At 29.6% G+C, this 22,665-nt stretch carries 20 protein-coding genes; 7 read left to right on the plus strand and 13 right to left on the minus strand.

Translation table 11 applies throughout. The annotated features are described in order from the left end of the window. Positions 1-24: 24 nt before the first annotated feature. Both ACZ41D_RS10710 and ACZ41D_RS10715 read right to left on the minus strand, forming a co-directional pair. Positions 25-1,050 (minus strand): lysylphosphatidylglycerol synthase transmembrane domain-containing protein, encoded by a 1,026-nt coding sequence (locus ACZ41D_RS10710; protein ID WP_464151399.1) that lies wholly within the window; start codon positions 1,048-1,050, stop codon positions 25-27. 33 nt (positions 1,051-1,083) lie between these two features. Further along, positions 1,084-1,905 (minus strand): aminotransferase class IV, encoded by an 822-nt coding sequence (locus ACZ41D_RS10715; protein ID WP_464151400.1) that lies wholly within the window; start codon positions 1,903-1,905, stop codon positions 1,084-1,086. Positions 1,906-2,488: 583 nt separating this feature from the next. Between ACZ41D_RS10715 and ACZ41D_RS10720 the strand changes: the two genes are divergently transcribed. The 6 genes from ACZ41D_RS10720 to ACZ41D_RS10745 all read left to right on the plus strand — a co-directional run bounded on the left by ACZ41D_RS10720 (position 2,489) and on the right by ACZ41D_RS10745 (position 8,540). Then, entirely contained in the window at positions 2,489-4,276 is a 1,788-nt protein-coding gene (locus tag ACZ41D_RS10720; RefSeq protein WP_464151401.1) for an ABC transporter substrate-binding protein, read from the plus strand. A 127-nt stretch (positions 4,277-4,403) separates the two neighbouring features. Continuing rightward, positions 4,404-5,384, plus strand: a complete 981-nt coding sequence (locus ACZ41D_RS10725; protein WP_464151402.1) for an ABC transporter permease — start codon at positions 4,404-4,406, stop codon at positions 5,382-5,384. A 14-nt stretch (positions 5,385-5,398) separates the two neighbouring features. Then, positions 5,399-6,334, plus strand: coding sequence for an oligopeptide ABC transporter permease (opp4C, locus tag ACZ41D_RS10730; protein WP_464151403.1), 936 nt, complete (start codon positions 5,399-5,401; stop codon positions 6,332-6,334). A gap of 9 nt (positions 6,335-6,343) precedes the next feature. Then, positions 6,344-7,354, plus strand: coding sequence for an ABC transporter ATP-binding protein (locus ACZ41D_RS10735; RefSeq protein WP_464151404.1), 1,011 nt, complete (start codon positions 6,344-6,346; stop codon positions 7,352-7,354). After that, entirely contained in the window at positions 7,347-8,327 is a 981-nt protein-coding gene (locus tag ACZ41D_RS10740) for an ABC transporter ATP-binding protein (protein ID WP_464151405.1), read from the plus strand. Before ACZ41D_RS10735 ends, ACZ41D_RS10740 begins: the two co-directional genes overlap by 8 nt. 33 nt (positions 8,328-8,360) lie before the next feature. Next, positions 8,361-8,540, plus strand: a complete 180-nt coding sequence (locus ACZ41D_RS10745) for a hypothetical protein (protein WP_464151406.1) — start codon at positions 8,361-8,363, stop codon at positions 8,538-8,540. 42 nt (positions 8,541-8,582) lie between these two features. Here the strand turns inward: ACZ41D_RS10745 and ACZ41D_RS10750 are convergent, their stop codons facing one another. From ACZ41D_RS10750 to ACZ41D_RS10795, 10 genes are all read right to left on the minus strand, one after another. Beyond that, complete coding sequence (locus ACZ41D_RS10750; RefSeq protein WP_464151407.1) at positions 8,583-10,928, minus strand: ATP-dependent DNA helicase; 2,346 nt, start codon at positions 10,926-10,928, stop codon at positions 8,583-8,585. A gap of 18 nt (positions 10,929-10,946) precedes the next feature. Then, on the minus strand, positions 10,947-11,855 hold the full coding sequence (locus ACZ41D_RS10755; protein WP_464151408.1) for a hypothetical protein: 909 nt from the start codon (positions 11,853-11,855) through the stop codon (positions 10,947-10,949). 93 nt (positions 11,856-11,948) lie between these two features. After that, complete coding sequence (gene cls / locus ACZ41D_RS10760; protein WP_464151409.1) at positions 11,949-13,406, minus strand: cardiolipin synthase; 1,458 nt, start codon at positions 13,404-13,406, stop codon at positions 11,949-11,951. Between the two features lie 225 nt (positions 13,407-13,631). Then, positions 13,632-14,690, minus strand: coding sequence for an ACR3 family arsenite efflux transporter (gene arsB, locus ACZ41D_RS10765; protein WP_464151410.1), 1,059 nt, complete (start codon positions 14,688-14,690; stop codon positions 13,632-13,634). Positions 14,691-14,858: 168 nt separating this feature from the next. Then, positions 14,859-15,608: an amino acid ABC transporter ATP-binding protein gene (locus ACZ41D_RS10770; protein WP_464153139.1), complete on the minus strand. Its 750-nt coding sequence runs from the start codon at positions 15,606-15,608 to the stop codon at positions 14,859-14,861. A gap of 15 nt (positions 15,609-15,623) precedes the next feature. After that, on the minus strand, positions 15,624-16,265 hold the full coding sequence (locus tag ACZ41D_RS10775; protein WP_464151411.1) for an amino acid ABC transporter permease: 642 nt from the start codon (positions 16,263-16,265) through the stop codon (positions 15,624-15,626). A 12-nt stretch (positions 16,266-16,277) separates the two neighbouring features. Next, positions 16,278-17,090: an amino acid ABC transporter substrate-binding protein gene (locus ACZ41D_RS10780; protein WP_464151412.1), complete on the minus strand. Its 813-nt coding sequence runs from the start codon at positions 17,088-17,090 to the stop codon at positions 16,278-16,280. A gap of 184 nt (positions 17,091-17,274) precedes the next feature. Then, positions 17,275-18,273, minus strand: a complete 999-nt coding sequence (locus ACZ41D_RS10785; RefSeq protein WP_464151413.1) for a 2-dehydro-3-deoxygalactonokinase — start codon at positions 18,271-18,273, stop codon at positions 17,275-17,277. Between the two features lie 24 nt (positions 18,274-18,297). Then, positions 18,298-18,942, minus strand: a complete 645-nt coding sequence (locus ACZ41D_RS10790; protein ID WP_464151414.1) for a bifunctional 4-hydroxy-2-oxoglutarate aldolase/2-dehydro-3-deoxy-phosphogluconate aldolase — start codon at positions 18,940-18,942, stop codon at positions 18,298-18,300. A 25-nt stretch (positions 18,943-18,967) separates the two neighbouring features. Continuing rightward, the gene (locus ACZ41D_RS10795; protein ID WP_464151415.1) at positions 18,968-19,984 is read right to left on the minus strand and encodes a tripartite tricarboxylate transporter substrate binding protein; all 1,017 of its coding nucleotides are present in this window, start codon (positions 19,982-19,984) and stop codon (positions 18,968-18,970) included. Between the two features lie 156 nt (positions 19,985-20,140). Here ACZ41D_RS10795 and ACZ41D_RS10800 point away from each other — a divergent pair, with 156 nt between their 5' ends. Beyond that, positions 20,141-21,574, plus strand: a complete 1,434-nt coding sequence (locus ACZ41D_RS10800) for a transposase (RefSeq protein WP_464151416.1) — start codon at positions 20,141-20,143, stop codon at positions 21,572-21,574. A gap of 370 nt (positions 21,575-21,944) precedes the next feature. Here ACZ41D_RS10800 and ACZ41D_RS10805 read toward each other — a convergent pair whose 3' ends face one another. Then, complete coding sequence (locus ACZ41D_RS10805) at positions 21,945-22,658, minus strand: M48 family metallopeptidase (protein WP_464151417.1); 714 nt, start codon at positions 22,656-22,658, stop codon at positions 21,945-21,947. Between the last annotated feature and the right edge of the window lie 7 nt (positions 22,659-22,665).

The following is a 22,665-nucleotide window of genomic DNA, read 5'->3' on the forward strand; positions in this document are numbered from 1 at the left end:
GAGCTCATTGCTCTTAGTTTTTTATTATGACGCAACTACCTTTTTTCTCTTTCTTATCAAAAAGTCTAATAAGGTAACAAATCCACATATTATTATTCTTGAATAATAACTTATTGCTCTCCATAATAGTAAAGCATACATTACAAAATTTTTCGTGAAAAAGGCTTTAAATAAAATATAAAATCCTCCTTCTGAAGCCCCCATACTCCCTGGAGTAGGCATAAAACATACTGCCATATACAATAAAGATTGAACTGAAAGTATTTCTAAATATGAAGCCTTGTCAAAGCCTAGTGATAAATATATAAAATAAGTAATGCTAAAATTAAAAGTCAATTGAATAATTGTCATAATTATAATTTTTATTGACTTAAGTTTATTTTTCTTTATCTCTTCAATACTGCTAATATACTCCTCTACGCTTTGCTCTAATTTTGCTTGATATTTATCTAGTTCTTTAATTACTTTAATTTTATATAAAAATCTAAGAACTCTATCAATTATTTTTTTTAATACAATAGGTTTAGCAAATAATATTATTAATATCACCAAGCCTAACAAATTTAACGTTATTCCAAATATTACTAAAGGCAATGCTGTTTTTATATTTTTGTATACAAATCTCATTTTAAGAATAAATAGCATTAGAGAATAAATCGTCGCTACCATTTGATATATAACAAATTTATTCATCATCACCAAAGTAGCTTTTGCAATAGACATAGAATCATTTACCATAGAATATACTTGAGCTGGTTGTCCTCCACTAGAAAAAGGAGTAATAGCACTATAATATTGTCCAATCATTGTAATTTTTAATGATTTAACTATACCCAATTTTTTGTGTATAGTTTTGGTAATATTATTTATTATACTAGCATCAAAAATCCAATATCCTAACATTGACATGCATCCCAAAATTAAGTACAGCTTATTTGTAGTATCCATAAGCTTACGCAAATCACCTAATTCTTCACTAGAAAATATAATATATATTGTAACAATAATAAGAATTACTACAAAAATATAACTTATCAACTTTTTTTTCATAGATACGTCGCCTCTTATGGGTATTTTTTACCCTCAATTTTTCTTTAACTCAATATATTCGTTTAAATCTTTAATGTATTCTTTTTGTATTTTATTAATTATCTCATTAACAACTGAATCATATTTTAGTTTATCTATAGAAGATATAGGCAAAACATTTACAGATGTGCCTGTCATAAAAGCTCCATCTAAGTATTTTAATTCATTTACAGATATATTCCTTTCAATAACTTCTATCCCTAATTTATCACATATATTCATTATGTGTTTTCTAGTCACGCCCATAAGAACTTCACCAGCTGGGGCAGTAAAAACTTTTTGTCCTTTTACAAAAAACATATTTGAACGGCTTCCCTCCGTAATATATCCTTCTTTATTCACCAATAATGCTTCAAAAGCTCCTTCCTCTTTTATTTTCTTATTAACTTGATCCTTAAAAGAAACATTTATAACCTTTGCATTAGGGTTTTTCCTTTCTGAATTGTAAAGTATAGTGTGTATTCCTTTTTCATAAACCTCTTTTTCAGGATAATAACTATTAATAAAAAAGACAAAATAATTTGCTGATGAATCAAATAACAACTTTACATTTAGATTCTTAACATCATTTTCTTTTATCAATAATTTTATATCTTTCTCTATTTCTTGATCTGAATAAGATATTTTCACATCAGTAAGTTCAGCAGATTTTCTCATTCTTTCTAAATGCTCTTCTAAAAATAAAGGTACACCATCAATTACCCTTATCACTTCGTAAACAACAGGATCTACAATTTTTAAAAAAGGCTCTTTTTCATTTATAGAATACATACTACCATTACACAAATAATATTTCAAGATAGCCTCTATTTTCATATTTTTCATCTCCTTCGAGTACTATAACTTCTTTAGAATTAGTATAGCATATTTTAAATAATTGAAAAAATATCTATATTACTGCAGTATTAAAATTTTGCAATTTGTAAATTTAATTATAGATTTTAATATGCAATTTCTTCAATGTTCTAGAATATAATTAGCAAAATTTATACTCTGTAATTTTCAAGGAATATTATTGTATTATCAGCAAATAATTCAATTTTATAAAAATATTTAATAAATTAGAAGGATTTTTTTGGACTACAACGAATACATATTTATAGAATGATACATTAAAAATTCTCAAAATTTAATCATATCTTCATTGTAAAAGCAACAACTTATAAATAAAATTGACGCAATTATCAAAATTGTCGAAACTTTTCTTAAATTGTCATAATTTTTCGTTTATTGTCAAAATACTGTTAATCTTATAGTTTCCAAAATATATTAATAAAGGCTTCTAGAGGGTTTTCTAGTTTCAAATTCTATAAATTAGTTCTATAATAATTTATACGTTACTTGAAACAATAGAAAACCTTCAAAGTATATATAAAATATTTATTAAGGGGGAATTTTGGTGAGTAAAAAGTTAATTGCTCTGTTACTTGTAGTTGTAATGGTAGCTACATTAACAGTAGGTTGCGGGGACAACAACGAACCACAACAAACTGATAGTTCATCAGTAAGCGAATCTGAAGAACCTGAACAAAAGGAGGAAGAACAACAAGAAGAAAAAGAAGAACCAAAAGAAGAAACACCAAAAAGAGAAATTGGTGGAACATTAGTTGCCGGCATATTTGAAATGTCTGGAAACTTTAATCCACTTTACTATTCTTCAGCTTACGACGCAGTAGTAGTAGATATGGTATTCCAATCTTTAATACAAAGAAACTTCGAAGGAGAATATGAAGGAGTTGTAGCTAAAGACTGGGAATTTTCAGAAGACGGGAAAAGTATTACTTTCCATATGAGAGATGATATTGTATTCTCAGATGGCGAGCCATTAACTGCTGAGGACGTTGAATTTACTTATTTAGTAATGGCAGACCCTTCTTATACTGGTAGATATAGCTCTGCAGTAAAAGATATGGTTGGATATGATGAGTACATGAAAGGTGAAACTGATGTATTTAAAGGTGTAGAAGTTATTGATGATTACACAATTAAATTTAACTTCAAGGAAGCTCTAAGGGTTAACCTATCAAATTGTACTTATGCTATTATGCCTAAACATTATTATGGAAAAGACTTTAAACCTGGGGATACTTCATCTGTTGAAGCTATTACCACTGCTCCAATAGGTTCTGGTCCATATACATTAGAAAAATTTGAAGAAAAACAATTTGCTTCATTAAAGAGAAATCCTCTGTATAAAGATGAAGGATATTACATAGAAAATGTAATTTGTAAATTCGTTGACCAAACAACTGACATTACTGAATTAACTTCAAAAGGCGTAGATTTACTAGCTGGTGAAATTGATCCTAAGAAAATAAATCAAGCTAGAGCTACTGGATTTATAAAAGAAAGTTCTTACCCTAGAAGTGGATATGGGTACATTAAACTAAATTGTGAATATGGCCCTACAAAAGATCCAAAAGTACGTCAAGCTTTATACTATTCATTTGATATAGAAGAGTTTGTAAACAGCTATTTCAAGGATGAAGAAACTGGTGAAGTTTTAGCAACAGTACAATATCATCCATTGTCACAAATTTCTTGGGCTGTTGATGAAGAACTTAAAAAGGAATTAATAGAATATCACTTCGATTTAGAAAAAGCAAAGAGCATTTTAGACGAAGCAGGATGGAAAGTTGGTTCAAGTGGATATAGAGAAAAAGATGGCCAAATATTAGAGCTAAATATTGCAGCAATGCCAGATCATGATATCTTAAATACATTAATACCAATGTGGCAAAGAGATTGGGGCGAAGGATTAAAAGTTAAACTTAATATAGCTTATCTTGAATTCAATACTATGCTAGATTACGTTATCTACAATTCTGACGAAAATGTAGATAAATGGAGTTTATTCTTCTTAGCTACTTCAATTAATACTCCAGATCCCCATAGCTTATATTCATCTTTCCATTCAGACTATATAGGAAGTGGAGAAGACAATACTTGTAGATACAGTAATCCTAAAGTTGATGAATTGTTAGATAAAGGAAAAGCAATTATGGACATAGAAGAAGCTAAACCTATCTATAAGGAAATATGCAAGATCCTTAACAAAGAAGCTCCTATAATGCCAGTATATGCTAATACTTACTATGACTTATATAATGAAAAAATCAAGAACTTCAAGACTAGCTCTTTATATGATTGGGTAGCTGCACTTAAAGATGCTTATATTGAAGAATAATTCTAAGTATTCTCATTCTTATGTTAATGTTTGAAATATAATGCCCTACATATCGTGGGGCGTTATATTTCAAAAATCATCTTATTATTTTCAACTATGTATCCGACTAAATACCAGAGGTGATGAAATGTTAAAATTTGTTATTAAAAGGATAATCAGTTTGATTCCCGTATTACTTGCTATTACGATAATTCTTTTTATTCTATTACAACTTATGCCAGGCGATCCTGTTAACGCCTATTTGGGACAAGGAAGTCAAACTACTCCAGAACAGCAAGCAAATATCAGAGCACAATTAGGTTTAGACAAACCAAAGGTAGTTCAATATTTTAACTGGCTAGGAAGAACTTTAAAGGGAGATTTTGGAAGTTCTATTCAGTATAGAAAACCAGTTAAAGAAATCATAGGAAGTCATATATGGAATACATTTTTACTAAATATCGTGTCGATTGCATTAACTTTTGCAATTGCAATACCTGTAGGAATAAAATCTGCTGTCAATAAGTACGGTAAATTTGATAATTTCTGGACTGTTTTTTCACTTATAGGAGTAGGTATGCCTTCATTCTTTTTTGCACTTTTATTAGTATTCTTCGTAGCAGTACCAATAGATTTTATTCCTCTAAATAGCATGAGAGACCCTATTAAAGCTGCTCTAGGATACGAAAACTTCTTTTTTGAGGTTTTAGACGTTGCAAAGCATATGTTTTTACCTGTTGTCGTTTTAACTATTTTAAGTTTAGCAAGTCTTATTAGATATGTAAGAAATAGTGTTATTGATGTTATTAATCAAGATTATATAAGGACAGCTCGTTCTAAAGGGTTATCTGAGAAAGTAGTTATTTATAAGCACGCTTTTAGAAATGCTTTAATACCTGTTGTAACCTTGATAGGTATGTACATCCCAACTTTGTTTGGCGGAGCTATCTTATTAGAAACAGTTTTTATCTGGCCAGGAATTGGAAAATTACTTTATGAAGGAGTAATGAATAGAGATATTTGGCTAGTAATGGCTGGTAATACCTTTTATGCAGTATTAACAATAATAGGCAACTTTGTTGCAGATGTGTCGTATGCAGCAGTTGACCCAAGAGTAAAATTAGAGTAGGAGGGATATAGAATATGACGCAAGATGCTCAAACTCTAAATAAAAGTCCTCATGATATGGAAAAAATAAAAAAGCAATCTGAAGCCATGGGCCCTTGGAAAATAGCTTGGGAAAGGTTTAAAAAAAATAAAATTGCTATAATCGGTGCAACTATCTTTCTTATTATAGTATTACTAGTTATAATTGTGCCATTTCTATCTCCCTATGAAGTAAATGAATTTGAACTTGCAAATAAAAATCAACCTCCTTCAGCTAAGCATTGGTTAGGTACTGACGAACAAGGGAGAGATGTCTTATTAAGAGTATTCTTAGGAGGTAGAATATCTATACTTATAGGTGTAATGACTGCAGTTGTTACTGTTATCATTGGTGCTAGTATAGGTGCTATTTCTGGATTTTACGGTGGAACGGTAGACAATATATTAATGAGACTAGCTGAAGTTGTATATTCTTTACCATTCTATCCTATATTAATCACTCTCTCATTTGCTCTTATGTGGAGAGCTTCAGCTGAACAAAAAATGTTTGTGGTAATGTTTATATTAGCTATTATATCTTGGCCAGGATTAGCAAGGCTAGTTAGAGGACAAATTTTGTCTTTAAGAGAACAAGACTTTATGATGGCTACTAAAGCATTGGGACTTTCTACTAAGTCAAAAATATTTAAGCACCTTTTGCCTAACACCTTATCATACATTATCGTTAATGCAATGCTTAGAATGGCAGGAGCTATCTTAGTAGAGTCAGCATTATCTTTCTTAGGCCTTGGAGTTATTCCTCCAACACCAACTTGGGGAAATATGATTGAAAGAGCAAGAAACAGTCATGTGTTTAACAATTTACCATGGCTTTGGATACCACCAGGAGTTTTAATAGTCTTAACAGTTGTTAGTATTAATCTTCTTGGTGAAGGTCTAAGAGATGCTTTTGACCCAAAAGAAATAAGGTAGGTGTATACTATGAATAATTTGATAGAAGTTAATAATTTGAAAACTTATTTTTTTACTGATAGAGGAGTAGTAAAAGCAGTAGATGGAGTTTCTTTTAGTATGCAAAAAGGAAAAACCTTAGGTGTTGTTGGAGAATCAGGCTGTGGAAAGAGTATCACTGCTATGTCTATTTTAAAACTCATTGAAAAACCTGGCAAAATTGTTGATGGGACAATAATTTTTGATGGAAAAAATATTGTAGAAATGAATGATGAGGAAATAAGGTCAATAAGAGGCAATGATATATCAATGATATTTCAAGAGCCTATGACTTCTCTAAATCCAGTATTTAAGATATCAGATCAAATTATGGAGCCATTAATGCTACATCAAAATATGGATGAAAACGAAGCCAAAAAAGTGGCTGTTGAAATGCTAGATATGGTTGGTATACCTAGACCTGCAGAAGTAGCTAATGATTATCCTCATCAATTAAGTGGTGGTATGAGGCAAAGAGTTATGATTGCCATGGCACTTGCTTGTAACCCTAAAATGCTAATAGCTGACGAACCAACAACTGCCCTTGATGTAACAATACAAGCACAAATATTAAAACTTATGAATGACCTCAAAGAAAAGACCAATACTGCTATTATGCTCATTACCCACGACTTAGGAGTTATTGCACAGATGGCTGATCACGTCATAGTTATGTATGCTGGAAAAGTCGTAGAATCTGCACCAGTTAGAGAGCTATTCTTCAACCCTAAGCATCCATATACTAAAGGGCTTATGGCTTCTATTCCTAGCCTCGACCAAGAAAAAAGTAGACTGCATACTATTAAAGGTATTGTGCCAAGCCCATTTGAGCTTCCACAAGGATGTTATTTCGAGCCTAGATGTGAATTTGCAAAACCAGAATGCAAATTAAAAATGCCTGATATTGTTAATTATAGCGAAAATCATAAGGTAAGATGCTTATTATATAGCGATAAAGTTGAGAAAGAGCATTATACCGAGGAGGTACTAAATAATGGCTAAAAATAAACTGTTAGAAGTAAAACATGTAACTAAACATTTCCCCGTTAAAAGTTCTAAAATATTTGGACCTAAAAGCTATGTTCAAGCTGTTAATGATGTATCTTTCGATATATTTGAAGGGGAAACTTTAGGATTAGTTGGTGAATCAGGCTGCGGCAAATCCACATTAGGCAGAACAATCATTAAATTATATGAAGCAACATCTGGTGAAGTAATATATGAAAATAAAAATATTTTAAAATTAAAAGAAAAAGAGATGAAACCATTGCGAAGGGATTTACAAATAATCTTTCAAGACCCATATAGCTCATTAAATCCAAGATTAAATGTCTTTTCTATTATAGGTGAGGCAATGTTAGAACATAAAATAGTTAAAAATAAATCAGATCTTCAAAACCGTGTATTGGAAGTAATGGAGCTTTGTGGTTTGTCTCCTTATCATATATATAGATACCCTCATCAATTCTCAGGTGGACAAAGACAACGTATAGGAATTGCTAGAGCACTTGCTTTAAATCCAAAATTCATCGTATGTGATGAACCAGTTTCGGCTCTAGATGTATCTATCCAATCCCAAATCCTTAATCTAATGATGGATTTACAAGATAAATTAGGTTTATCGTATCTATTTATATCTCATGACCTTAGCGTTGTTAAACACATTAGTCAGAGAGTTGGAGTAATGTATATAGGTTCACTTATCGAACTTGCAGATAAAGAAGATATATATAAAAACCCATTACATCCTTATACAAGAGCTCTTTTATCAGCAATACCAGTACCAAATCCAGATTACAAAACTGATATAGAACTTATAAAAGGAGAAATCCCAAGTAATGTTAATTTGCCAAGTGGCTGCACATTCCACACTAGATGTCCTTATGTGAAAGACATATGTAAAGAAGAGATCCCTCCAACAATAGAAGTAGAAAAAGACCATTTCTGCAAATGCCACTTTGCAGGAGAGATATAATTCATGATTCTAGCAAAATAAGGGGCTGTTTTTATGAACAAACTGCGTGCTTTGCTTGAAAAGAAAGAAATTGATCCAGAAATAAAAAAAGATTTAAAATTAGAAAAAAATGATTTTTTAGCTATGGTTATTGCTGCTGTAATAGTTTTTAGCCCAGTAATAATTATTGCATTTGCAGTTGTTGCAGTTATTATATTATTATTTTTTCATTAATAATTTATTTTGCAAAATAGGGGTCAGATTACTGACCCCTTATTAATCAACCCAAAATCTTTTAGTAATTCTTTTGATATCATCTGTACTATGTATTCTTTTATATTTCATCCATCCTAAAGGAAAAAGCGCTTGATATGATGAATACATAAACCTATCATCGATAAGCAAAACAACACCTTTATCATCTTCAGTCCTAATTACCCTTCCAGCTGCCTGCAATACTTTATTCATTCCGGGATACATATATGCATACTCATATCCATATCCATTTTTATCTTGAAAGTATTCTCTTATAATATTTCTTTCTAAACATAACTGAGGCAAACCAACACCGACTACAATGGCTCCAACTAGCTTGTCCCCTTTTAAATCAATTCCTTCCGAAAAAATGCCTCCCATTACTGCAAAACCGATCATTAGCTGTTCAGTTTCATTTTCAAAAGCTTGAAGAAATTCTTCTCTTTCTTTTTCCTTCATAGATGTTTTTTGGACTATTGTCTTAACATTAGGATATTTATCTACAAATCTTAAGTAAACCTCATTCATATATTTATAAGATGGGAAAAATACTAAATAATGACCCTTTTTTTGTTCTGTCAATTTCTTTATATAATCACTTATTATGGTATATGTATTTTCCCTATTTTTAAACCTCGTAGATATATTATTTGCTATTAAAAGACAAAGATTATTAGCGTCAAAAGGAGATGAAAGTCTTATTGAAAAATCATTTTCATTGCCACCTAAAATTTCTTTAAAATATTTTATAGGTGTTAAAGTAGCAGAAAAAAATATGGCTGCTTTCCCTCTATTTAGTGCATCTTTAAGCAAATGTGAAGGGTCTAGACAAAACATCTTTATTTTAACGTCATTATTCTCTTTTTCTATATAAGTTACATACCTTTCATCATAAAGTTCATATATTTTAACATAAGATAGTACGTTAAAATATAATTCTAACAACTCCTTATGACCTTCAACATCTTCATTTTCTATTAGCCACTCTTCAGTACTACTTAAAAATTTTCTCAATAGATAAAATATATCGTCTATACTCTCTTTTTCAATATAATAATCCTGTTCTCCACATTTTTTCTTCATTTTAAGCATAAAAGAATTTAATTTGCCTAATTCCTTATATATTTCGTCGTTCTTATCTTTCATTACCTTCCTTAACTCTAAAAATTCCTTTTTATAAAGTTCTGCTGAAAACATTTCTCTTGACCTATCTACTAAATTATGAGCTTCATCTACTAAAAACACATAATCATTATTGCTATCCATAAAAAATCTTTTTAAATAAACTCTAGGATCAAAAACGTAGTTATAATCACATATTACACAATCAGCCCAAATAGCTAAATCTAAAGAAAATTCAAAGGGACATATACAGTAGTCCTTAGCATATTTTTCGACTATTTCCCTGGTAATAATATCTTCATCTTTCAAAATTGACAAAATAGCTTGATTAACCCTATCAAAATGTCCCCTTGCAAATTCACATTTTTCAGGATTACATATTGGTTCTTCCTTAAAACATATTTTATCTTTTGCAGTAAGAACTAAAGTCTTAAGTCTTAAACCCTTTCTATGCATTGTTTTTATACAGTCAAGTGCTGCTTCCCGAGTAATAGTTTTAGCCGTCAAATAAAATATCTTACTTGTTAACCCTTCACCCATTGCTTTAACAGTTGGATAAAGTGTAGATATAGTTTTCCCTATTCCTGTAGGTGCTTGAGCAAAAAGTTTCTTATTATCAGCTATTGTTTTATATACTGCAATTGCCAACTCCCTTTGACCTCTTCTATACCTTTCATAAGGAAAACCCAAAGATTTAATTGAATAATCTCTTACTATTGACCAATTAAGTATATAATTAGCCCATACCAAATATTTGTCTATAAGAGAGTAAAAAAATTCTCCTAGCTCACCTATGGAAAATGTTTTTCTTATATGCTTAATTTTTTCAGTATTGATATTATAATAAGTTAATTGTATATCTATTGATTCTATACCTTTTTCTCTTGCAAAGATATAACCGTAGCATTTAGCTTGAGCCCAATGAAGTACATTATAGTTTTCATCTATTTCTTCTAAAGGTTTAGTTGTACTCTTAATCTCATCAATACAAAAATTATCATTTTCTTCAAAGACACCGTCTGCTCGTCCTTCTATTCTAAATAAGAAATCCTTATAGTCAATTTTGCAGCTTAAAGAAACTTCAGAATCATATCCATCAATATATGAACTTTGAATTTTTTTATGAGCTCTCGTTCCTTCTATAGCTCTACTATTTCCAATAAATCTACTATCAATGTCACCCCTACGCAAAACAAATTCCACAAGATTTCTAACTGATATTCTTATTTCATTTTTTTCAGTCATACAAATCAACCTTTATAATCAATTTACTTTAGTTCTATTGTAAAATGCTGGAACAACCTTGCCTTCCAACTCATCCCTTAATTCTTCTAGGTTTTTCAAAGCGATATCTCTTTTAATTTTTAATAGCTCTAAATTATTTTCTTTTATTCCATTTTCCATGTTATCCAGTGATAAATCTAGTTTTTCTACTAATTTCTTAGCCTCATCCTCTTCTAAAGTTTTCTTCCTTAACTGCTTTAGTACTGTATCAGACTCCTCCATACTTTTACTTGCACCTTCCCAATCCCCTACCATACTACATAAATAGGTTTGTCTTATATAATACTTCATCCTTAATATATCTCCTTGAGAACTTCCTTTATAAAAATCAAAAAATGAAGACATGAATAAAATCATTTGATTTGACTCAATTAATGAATCCATATATTTTTGTTTATCTACAGCTATTGTGAACTTATTTAAAGCTTCCTCAAATTTTAGCATTTCATCTTTATCTATTCCAATATCTATAGCCTCTACTTCATAATTGTTCCAACTTTCATGAATCCCTTCCACTGATGTCTTTATCTCTTCCCACATAGAATATATTTTTTCTTCTCTACTAGTCTGTTGTTCATCTTCAGTAGAGTTATCTTTTTCCTCTTCTTCATTGCTTTTTTCACTTTTTTCTTCCTTATTTTCTTCCTTATCCTCTTCTTTGCTAGTTTCCTCTTTAAACTCAGGTTTTTTTATTTCTTCATCTATTTGTTCTATTTTTTCTATAATCTTATCTGTTTCTTCAGACATACTACTTAAATGTTCAGGAATCTTAGTTTCCTCTTGAATTGGAATAGGCTTTTCTTGTTTATTAGTACATGAAGTAGTAAATATCACAAAAACTAAAATAAACATAAAGAATAAAAACAAACTTTTTTTCTTTTTCATCATAAATAATCACCTCGAAAATATTATTTCCAAAGATGATTATTTTAAACTATTTACAAGAAAACAATAAGTATATAGAGTAATTTGAAATTAATTTTAAAGTATAGGTGAAAGCAATCGCGAAATTGATTCTTTTATCTTAACCATTTTTGAACGCTTCTCATATTTTTCTATAGTTATTTCTGTGCAGCTATCTAAATCTTCAATAAATTTATCTTCAAGCTCTTTAGTTACATTTCTATCATAAATAAAAGCATTTACCTCAAAATTCATATCAAAACTTCTAATATCCAAATTAGCTGTTCCTAAAGTACATATAGATGTATCAATAAGTATCAGTTTGCTATGAACAAATCCATTATTATAAGTATAAAATTTTACTCCCGCACTCAACAGATCCCCTATATACGATAAAGAAGCCCAATACACAAAAGGGTGATCAGGTTTACTAGGAATAATAACTCTGACATCAACCCCAGATAATGCAGATATTTTTAATGCTTCAAGTATACTATCATCAGGAATAAAATATGGTGTAGCTATATACACCTTTTCTCTAGCACTATTAATCATTTTAAAATATCCATTTTTAATATTATTCCATTTGGAATCAGGACCACTAGAAACTATTTGTATACCAGTATTTCCACATTTATCGTGTTTTGGAAAATACTTTTTATCAAAAAATGATATGTCTTGCTTAGAAGCAAATCTCCAATCTAGTAAAAAACGCCATTGAAGTGAGTCGACAGCACTACCACAAATTTTAGCATGAGTATCTCTCCAAAACCCAAATTTTTTAGACTTTCCTAGATATTCGTCACCTATGTTAAATCCTCCAAGATAAGCTTCTTTGCCGTCTATTATACATATTTTTCTATGATTTCTATAATTGATTCTTAAATTAATATATGGTATAAAAGGTGGAAAAAAACAAGCTACTTCTCCACCACTTTCTATTAAAGAATTAAAAAATTTCTTTGGAAGCTTTAATCCTCCCATACCATCATAAAGCAGTTTTACTTCCACACCTTCCTTTGCTTTGTCACATAGTATATCTAATATTTCATTACCCAAATTGTCATTTCGTATAATATAATATTCCATATGTATATAATTCTGCGCATCTTTTAAACTAGATTTAAGTGATTTAAATTTATCTTCTCCATTATGAAAAAGCTCTACTTTGTTATCTCTTGTATATAAAGATTCACTACTAATAATATGAAAATTTAAAATATCCTTATATTTATCCATAGTACTATCATTAAATATATGGCTCTGTAATGCCAAAGTCTTTTCTTGATTGCGAATCATTTTTTTTAACAATTTATCTTCTTCCACTTTTAAACTAAATAACTTTTTCTTTCTCAAATCTTGTCCTATAAATAAATATAAAATAAATCCAATACCAGGCAAGAATAACAGCACCATAACCCACAACCAAGTAGATGTAGGCTTTTTTCTTTCAAAAAATACTAGCAATACTGCAAGAATCATATTTATAATCATCATGTTTCTATAAAGCCACTGAAATATATCTACAATATCCATTACTTCCTCCTATTATAAAACAAGGAATTTGCATAATTAATACAAGGTCAAAATTTCTTGAAAGATTTTATTATGCAATTCTTTTTACATTTATTATATATTATTATTATTTTATCAAAAATCTGTATTATTTAAAAGTTAAGTGAGCTGTATAATGAATATTCATTATACAGCTCACTTATATATTTTATAAACTCACACAAAGTCAAATTTATACTGCTAAAATTATTCTGTAAACCAATATCTTGTATTATTTGCTATTCTTACAAGTGTAAGCATTACTGGTACTTCTACTAAAACTCCAACTACAGTCGCAAGAGTAGCACCAGATTCCAAGCCAAATAGTGATATAGCAACTGCTACTGCCAATTCAAAGAAATTACTAGCTCCAATCATTCCAGCAGGTGCAGATATGTTATGAGGTAATTTCCAAGCTTTTGCCCATCCATAAGCAATAAAGAAAATTAAAAATGTCTGTATTATCAAAGGTACTGCAATCAAAGCAATATGCAGTGGTTTGCCTAAAATTATTTCTCCTTGGAAAGAGAAGATTATAATCAAAGTAAGTAGTAAACCTATAACGGTAACATTATTAAATTTCTTTAAAAACACATTTTCAAAATAATCTAATCCCTTTTTCTTAATAATATTTACTCTTGATAAATAACCTCCTACCAAAGGAATAACAACAAATAATACTACTGACAAAAACAATGTATCATATGGTACTGAAACATCACTTACTCCAAGTAAAAACGCAACAATTGGAGTAAAAGCAAATAATAGAATAATATCATTTATCGCTACCTGAACTAAAGTATACGCTGGATCACCTTTAGTTAAATGACTCCATACAAATACCATTGCAGTACAAGGTGCTGCTCCTAATAACACTGCCCCAGCTAAATAATCTGTAGCTAATTCAGGTGGAATCCACTTACTAAATACTACTTTAAAGAAAAAGCCTGCAATCAAATACATTGTAAAAGGCTTAATAAGCCAATTAGTAATACATGTAACAGTTAAACCCTTAGGCTTCTTTGTAGCATTAACTATACTTGAAAAATCAATCTTCAACATCATAGGATATATCATAAGCCAAATTAAAATTGCTACAGGAATAGATACATGAGCATATTCAAATTTGCTCAATGTTCTTGGAAAAGCAGGAAACAATTGACCTATTGCTACTCCTACAATAATACATAAAGCTACCCATATAGTAAGGTATTTTCCAAATAAATCTAGTCCTTGTTGGTCATTTTGGTTATTTTGTTCTTTCATTTCAACCCCTCCATAATTAAAATTTTAGTAATTAGTTATTATATGATTATAATTGAATGTATTCATATAATACTCTATATAATAGCGTATGTCAATATAATTAACATAGATTTTAAATTTTAACCTTGTAGTAATTATGCAATTTTCTCTAATTACATAATTTTTATATCATATTATTTTATCTAAAAATGCTTTTATTCTATTATGGTCAGGGTTTGTAAATATTTTATCAGGAGAACTGTCCTCTATTATTTCTCCCTTATCCATAAATATAACTCTATCTGATATTTCTCTTGCAAAACCCATTTCATGAGTGACTATTATCATAGTCATATTCTCTTTCGCTAAATCCTTAATAACCGCTAAAACTTCTCCAACAAGTTCAGGATCAAGAGCTGACGTAGGCTCATCAAAAAGCATAATATCTGGTTTCATAGCTAATGCTCTAGCTATAGCTACCCTTTGTTTTTGTCCCCCTGATAATTTTGAAGGATAAGAATCTCTCTTATCAAGCAAACCTACCTTTAATAATAAAGATTCTGCAATTTTTATTGCTTCCTTTTTATCTATTTTATTCACCACTATAGGGGCTTCAATAATATTTTCTAATACCGTTTTATGCGGAAACAAATTGAAGTTTTGAAATACCATGCCTATCTTGCTGCATTTTTTTCTTATAACAGATTTATTAATATTTACTCTTTTATTTTCTTTATATAAAGCTATTGGTTCACCCTCTATCTCTATCATCCCATCATCAATATCTTCAAGGTTGTTCAAGCACCTTAAAAAAGTACTCTTACCTGACCCTGAAGGACCAATAATGGATATAATTTCACCTTTATTCACTTCTATAGAAATATCTTTTAATACTTTAAGTTTTCCAAAATTCTTACATAATCCCTTTGTCCTAATAATATTCATAATTAACTCCTATTCATACACAGAATATTTTTTCTCAAGTTTTTTAAAGAAATATACTATTATTGAAGTCATCAATAAATAAATTATAGCCGCAATAATATATGACGCTATTCTAAAATCCCTATTTGAAACTTGTTTTGCTGCCCTTAAAATATCTCCCATTCCTATTGCAGCAACCAACGAAGTGTCTTTTATTAATGTAATGGCTTCATTGCTTGTTGCAGGAAGTACTCTTTTAACTGATTGAGGTAAAATAATACGCAGCATAGTTTGTCTATAATTCATTCCTAACGCCTTTGCAGCCTCATATTGTCCTTTATCTATAGATTCTATGCCACCTCTGAAAATCTCAGTAAAATATGCACCATAATTAAGTATAAATGTAATAGAAGCTGCCTCAAATTGGCTAAGCTTTATGCCAACTACTGATAGTCCAAAGTAAGTGAAAAAAAGTTGTAACAGCAAAGGTGTACCTCTAAATACCCATGTATAAAACTCAATTATCCACTTTAACCAAGGATACTTTGAAATCTTTCCAAGGGCGCATATAACCCCTATGGGAATAGAAAATATAATTGTTACTACACATAATTTAAGTGTGATCGAAGCACTCTGTAATATAAATCTTGTTATATTGATTATATACGCCACTTTAAATTCCTCCTATTTAATAACTATATCTTTGCCAAACCATTTTTTTGATATTTCTGCGGTTGTTCCGTCATCGTTCATCTCATCTAGTATCCTGTTTACTTCGTTTATCAAACTAATATCTCCTTTTCTAAAACCAATTCCATATTGCTCTTCCCCAAAATTATCTTTTGCAATTTTATACTCACCTGGTTTTTTTGATATATAGTACCTTCCAACAACTTCATCTACTACAACAGCGTCAACACGTTCAGCTTTTAAATCCATCAAAGCATCAACATAGTTTGAATATCTTCTAACTTCCTTTAAGGAATTTTCAGTTTCTGTATCTGCAGCCAATGCGTCTTCTCCACTACTTCCCAACTGAACCCCTACTATTTTACCTGCTAAATCCTGTTTTGTATCAATACTAGAATCATTATTTACAATTATTATTTGTTTATTATTTAGATATGGTTTTGAAAAACCAATCTTTTCTAGTCTTTCCTCAGTAATAGTTAAGCCATTCCAAATTACATCAATATCTTTGTTATTAAGGCTTAGCACTTTCCCATCCCAGTCTATCGGTTTTAACTCAAGTTCTACTCCCATCCTTTTAGCAACTTCCTTTGCCATGTCAATGTCAAAACCTACAATATCACCATTTTCATCCCTGTATCCCATAGGTGGAAAACTATCGTCAAGCCCTAAAACTAATTTACCATTTTCTTTGATTTCTTCTAAAGATTTATCTTCCTCTTGATTAGCTACTTCCTGAGAAGTACATCCTATCATTGAAATAATTATTAATCCAATAACTAATAAAAGCAAACAAAATTTTTTCATTTATTTTTTCCCCTTTCTTTATTCTATTTTATAAATAATATTATACTTTATCATGATAAAGTTGTAAAGTATTTGTGTAAAAAAATTGTAAAATTTTTATCATAAAGTAATTATGTATTTTTGTCATATAAAAACTGATAACAGTATTATTTACTGCTACCAGTTTTTATAAACTCAAAATATATCAAAATAAACCATCTCTACTCATTGTTCCTTCTACTATACCTATTGGCCCAGCAAAACTAATTTTTTCAACCAATTTATCGTCTAACTTAAGTATTTTATTCGTATCATATTGATTTAATTCAAGTACTACACCATATAAATCTCTTAAAATTGATTTGCCTCCAATTAATATTTGTAACTCTTTAGACTTTAATTCTTTTTCTATTGATTTTATATCATAGTAACATATTGCACCAGCTATAAAGTTTACCCGCTGATTAGATGTAGTATTTTTAAGTATATCAAGTATCCTCACTAAAAAGCATGTCCTTGAAAAACCATACTTTTTAGCAGCCTCCATTCCCTTTAATATATACTCTTTATCTAAATTAGACATCAAATTATTATCAATCGAGCTAGCTAATATAGTTTCTTTTGATAAAGCCCATAACAATTCACCTGTAAGGGTTGTACTACATCTAACAATTTTTTTTCTATCATCACAGAACACGAATTTTGTATGTGATCCAGGAGAAATATATAGTGCTGGCCCTTTTGTTTCAGTTAGATATAAAGCACCAAAAGTCTCAACTTCTTCTCCTCTCATCATATCCATTAAATAAAATTCCTCAGATTCTACTTCTCCTATTTTATTTTTTACCCCTGGTATAAAGTATATAGGCTTATCAACTATCTCTTTAAAATATTTTACTATTACACTCCTACATATTTCTTCTAATCCTACAGGAGTTTCTAAATGAGGTATATCTACTAAGCCTAAATTTGAAATAATCATACCATAAGCAATAATCTTATCTACATCTTCAATTTCTCTATTACAGCTTTTTAGACAACTTTTTATACCCTTCTTAATACATTCTTTAAGCTTCTGTAAACTACCTGTAATAGCTGTATCTCTAACACCTACATTTTCACTATATTTTCCTAGTACAATATTTTTTTCAATATACCTTATTCGCGTATTAGTCGTTCCTGTATCTATTATTATATGCCCCATGAATTTACCTCCAATACTCATTCTTTAAATATTTCTTGCTTCTTTTATATTTTGTATAAAATTCTTTGCTAAATTAGTTATCTTACCATATTCTTCATTAATAATAAATTTTTTATTTACTAAAGCTCCTCCTACACCTACACTCATACACCCATTCTTAATATAGTCTGATACATTATATACATTAATGCCCCCCACAGCCATCATATCAATATCATTAAAAGGGCCCTTTAGCATCTTAATATATTCAGGTTTAACAGCTCCTGCAGGAAAAACCTTAATAATGTCTGCACCCCATTGTTTTGCTGTTATTATTTCTGTAGGTGTATAAGCCCCTGGAATAGATATGATTTTATTATTATTACAAAATTCAATTACATCTTTATGTAAGCTTGGACTTAAAATAAACTCTGCCCCAGAATCATAAGCAATCTTAGCAGTATCTTCATCTATTACCGTTCCTGCTCCTACAAAAACATCATCTTTAAACTCTTTTTTTATCATTGATATCATTTTATTAGCATTAAGTGTATTAAATGTAATTTCAATACATTTAATTCCTCCTTTTAAAAGAGCATTAGTCACATTTAATACTCGACTCTCATCAATATTTCTAATAATAGCTACTATTCCACTTTCTTTTATTAATTTTATCTTATTTTCCTTCATCTAAATCATCCTTTACATGAATAAATTAATATCCTAAATTTTCAATTAAATTTTTAACCAAACGATCATCTAATTTTATAGTTTCTAAAAAGTCATTAGGTTTAGCTATCTTATATCCTAACTCCAATTTATTCATCATATTAATAAATTCAGGATCTCTAGCTGCTTTTTCAAATCCTTCTTGAAGAATTTTCAATATATCATCTGGTGTATCTTTTGGTACTCCAAGTCCTCTCCAAGTTCCAATGGAAAAATCATAACCTTCTTCTGCAAAAGTAGGTACATTAGGCAAACTGCTTATCCTCTTAGGAGATAATACTGCTAAAACTTTTAACTTACCATTTCTTACATGAGTAAGTACCTCAGCTGGGCTTACTGTTACTGCATCAATTTCTCCTCCAAGCAGAGAAACGACTGCTGGTGCAGCACCATCAAAAAAAATATGTTCAAATTTAACTCCAGTGTTCTTTTCTATCCCAGCAGCAGCAAGGTGCCATATGGCTCCAACTCCTGAATTCCCAATTTTTATCTTATTAGGATTTTTTCTGGCATATTCAATAAATTCATCAACATTATTCCATTGTGCATCAGCTTTTACAGTAAGTGCTGCTGGGTCTGCATTTACTTGAAGTATAGGTTTAAAATCCTCATAGGTAAAAGAGGCTAATCCTAAGTTTGAAAGTGTAACAAGTTCTACAGTCATCATTGTAACAGTATAACCATCTGGTTGAGCACTTACTCCTTCTGACATACCAACTGCCCCTCCATCACCTTCCTTATTAACAACTACTATTGGAACATTAAAGAATTTTTCAGCAGTCCATGCAAGAGATCTTGCAACACTATCAGTTCCTCCACCTGGTGAATAAGGAACAACAATCTGGATAGGCTTATTAGGAAATTCCTTTTCACTATTTTTTTCTTCATAATTATTTTTTTCGAAAATTATTTTATCTTCTTTTTTGTCAGCACATCCAAATGAAAATAGAAATAAAAAAATTATCATTAACAAACAAATTACTTTTCTCCAATAATTAGTCATTTTTATCCCTCTTTTAAATAATATATTTAGCTCGTTGCAAAATACTACAACTAGCATAAATACTACATTTAAATCTATTGAAATGGATGGTTTTCCCCCATTTTTGGGTATATATATAATAAGAAATTGTTAATAACTCAAAGAAAGGAGAAAACCATGCCAGTTCAAGCTAAACAATTAAACTTTTGTGATATTTCTTCTGATTTTAATGATTTTTTTTATCAAAACCAGAGTGATTTGCTTTCTTTATTTGATCAATTTATTGATATTTCTAAATATATTCCTTTTTCTTTTTATCAAAAGTATTATTCTAATAAAGGTACTAATAGAGATTTTTCTCTTGAGTCTATGCTTTTAGCTTTTGTTTTTAAAAATATTTTATCTATCCCTACTATTGACCTTTTAATTTCTTTTTTACATATTTCTTCTGAGATGCGTAGCTTTTGTGGTTTCCTTAGAATTCCTCATAAGTCACAGTTCTCTAGGTTTAAATCTACTTTCTCTGATGAGTTAAGAGAAATGTTTCATTGCCTTGTTGATGTCACTGATGAATTAGCTAAAGATGTTAGCCCTTTTCTTTCTTCTATTTTAATTACTGATACTACTGGCTTTGAACCTTATGTGACTGAAAATAATCCTAAGTTTTATCAGTCTCAGCTACGTAAAGCGAAAGCTTATGATAAATCTATTAATAAAGGTAATCCTAATTCTAATTTTGATATCGAAAAATATGCTCAAAGTCTAATGCCTAAATCGGCATCTTCTAATAAAGACGCTAAGTTTTGTTACCTTAATGGTCATTTTGGTTATTATCAAAAAGCTGTTATTTCTACTAATGGTTTTGGCCTTATTAGAGATGTTAATTTTTATGACTCTGATAATAGTTTGTCTTTTGACCTTACTCCACAAGGGATTAAGGATTTATATGATGCTAAATCTCTAATTCCTTCTCTTGAAACTTTTTTTAGTATTCATCCTAATTTTAATTATAAATACTTTATTGGAGATTCTGGTTTTGATGCTGATGATAATTATGCTTATCTACATTCTAAAAATATTATGCCTATTATCAACATTAATCCTAGAAATTCTCTTATTTTACCTCAACCTGGTTTTAATGAACTTGGTGTTCCTCTTTGCCCTATAAACCCTTCTTTACCTATGGTCTACGACGGTATTACTAGAGAAAAAGGTCGTGCTGATAGAATTAAGTATATCTGCCCTAAGGTAAAGAAAACCATTGTAAATGGTAAAACTACCTATATTCTTAATTGTGATAATCCCTGCACCAAGTCAAAATGTGGGCGGATTAAACAACTTACTATCCATCATAGTTACAGATTTAATGCTTCTTTTCCTCGCGATAGCTTGAAATGGAATTTACTTTTCAAGCGAAGGACCATTATTGAAAGGTCGATATCACAAATTAAAAATTTTATGCAGTTAAAAGTTACAAAAGTTCGTAATACAGTTTCCTTGAAATCTGATATTTTATTGGCTTGTATATCTCAATTAATTGCTTTCATACTTCTGTTTAAAACTCAAGAAAATCACGATAATCCTCTAGCAATAAAAACATTAATAGCATAATTTGAACATAATTGAATATTGATAAAAATTAAAGATTTAATTAACCTTCGGTTTCTTATGCTCTTTTTTTGTGGATTACTTTATGCTATCGCATCTTTTATCCTGTTTTTCTGTGGATAAGTTCATTTTTTTATTCTGCAACTACCTATTTTAATTATGTCAATAATATCACATATTGTATAATGTTAAAATGCAAAATTTAAATAAAAATATCTTTTTTTAATATCTCATGTAATCATATTTTTATAAAATGAGTATTTATTAAATTCCTTCGAATTTATTCTTCTTACATCAATATATCAATTAAGTCAATATAAAAAAGAGCCCATATCTCGATAGGCTCTTAACAAATTAGGGTATCCTTTTTTATTTATAAATCCATCCTAATTCCATTATTTTTAAGCCAGTCTTTTCTATCCTCATAATCTGGTATTATTGATGATACTAAATTCCAAAACTCCTTTGAATGATTTTTATGAACCATATGACACATTTCATGGACTACTATATAATCAAGCACATTAGATGGTGCCATAACACATCTCCAGTTAAATAATAATTCATTTCTTGAGGTACAACTTGCCCACCTTTTTTGTTGCTCTTTTACTTTTATATTCAAAGGTATTTCTTTAAAATAAGATTGATAATATTTTACTTTTTCCTTTATTTTTTCTAATGTCTTTTTTCTATACCAATTCTCCATTGCTTTTTTTAATATATTTTCTTCTCTTGTATTGGAGGTAATATAAAATTTCCCTTGATACAATTTAACTTCTGGCATTTTTACATTTATATTATCTATTATTTGAAGTGAGTAGTTTCGCCCTAAGTACATAAATGATTCTCCATTTACAAATTCTCTTTTAATTTTTCTATATTCTATATTTTTAAGTTCATATAATTTTTGTATTATCCAAGGACTTTTATTTTTTACTATTTTGATTACCATATCTTCTGAAGTATTAAGAGGAGCCACTACATTTACGATATCTGGTGGCTCTACACGTATTTCCATGGTTTTTCTTTTCCTATATTCTAAAGTAAATTCTATTTTTCTTGTCCCATAGTCAAACGACAATTTCATATTAATC

Source organism: Brassicibacter thermophilus (genome assembly GCF_055378355.1).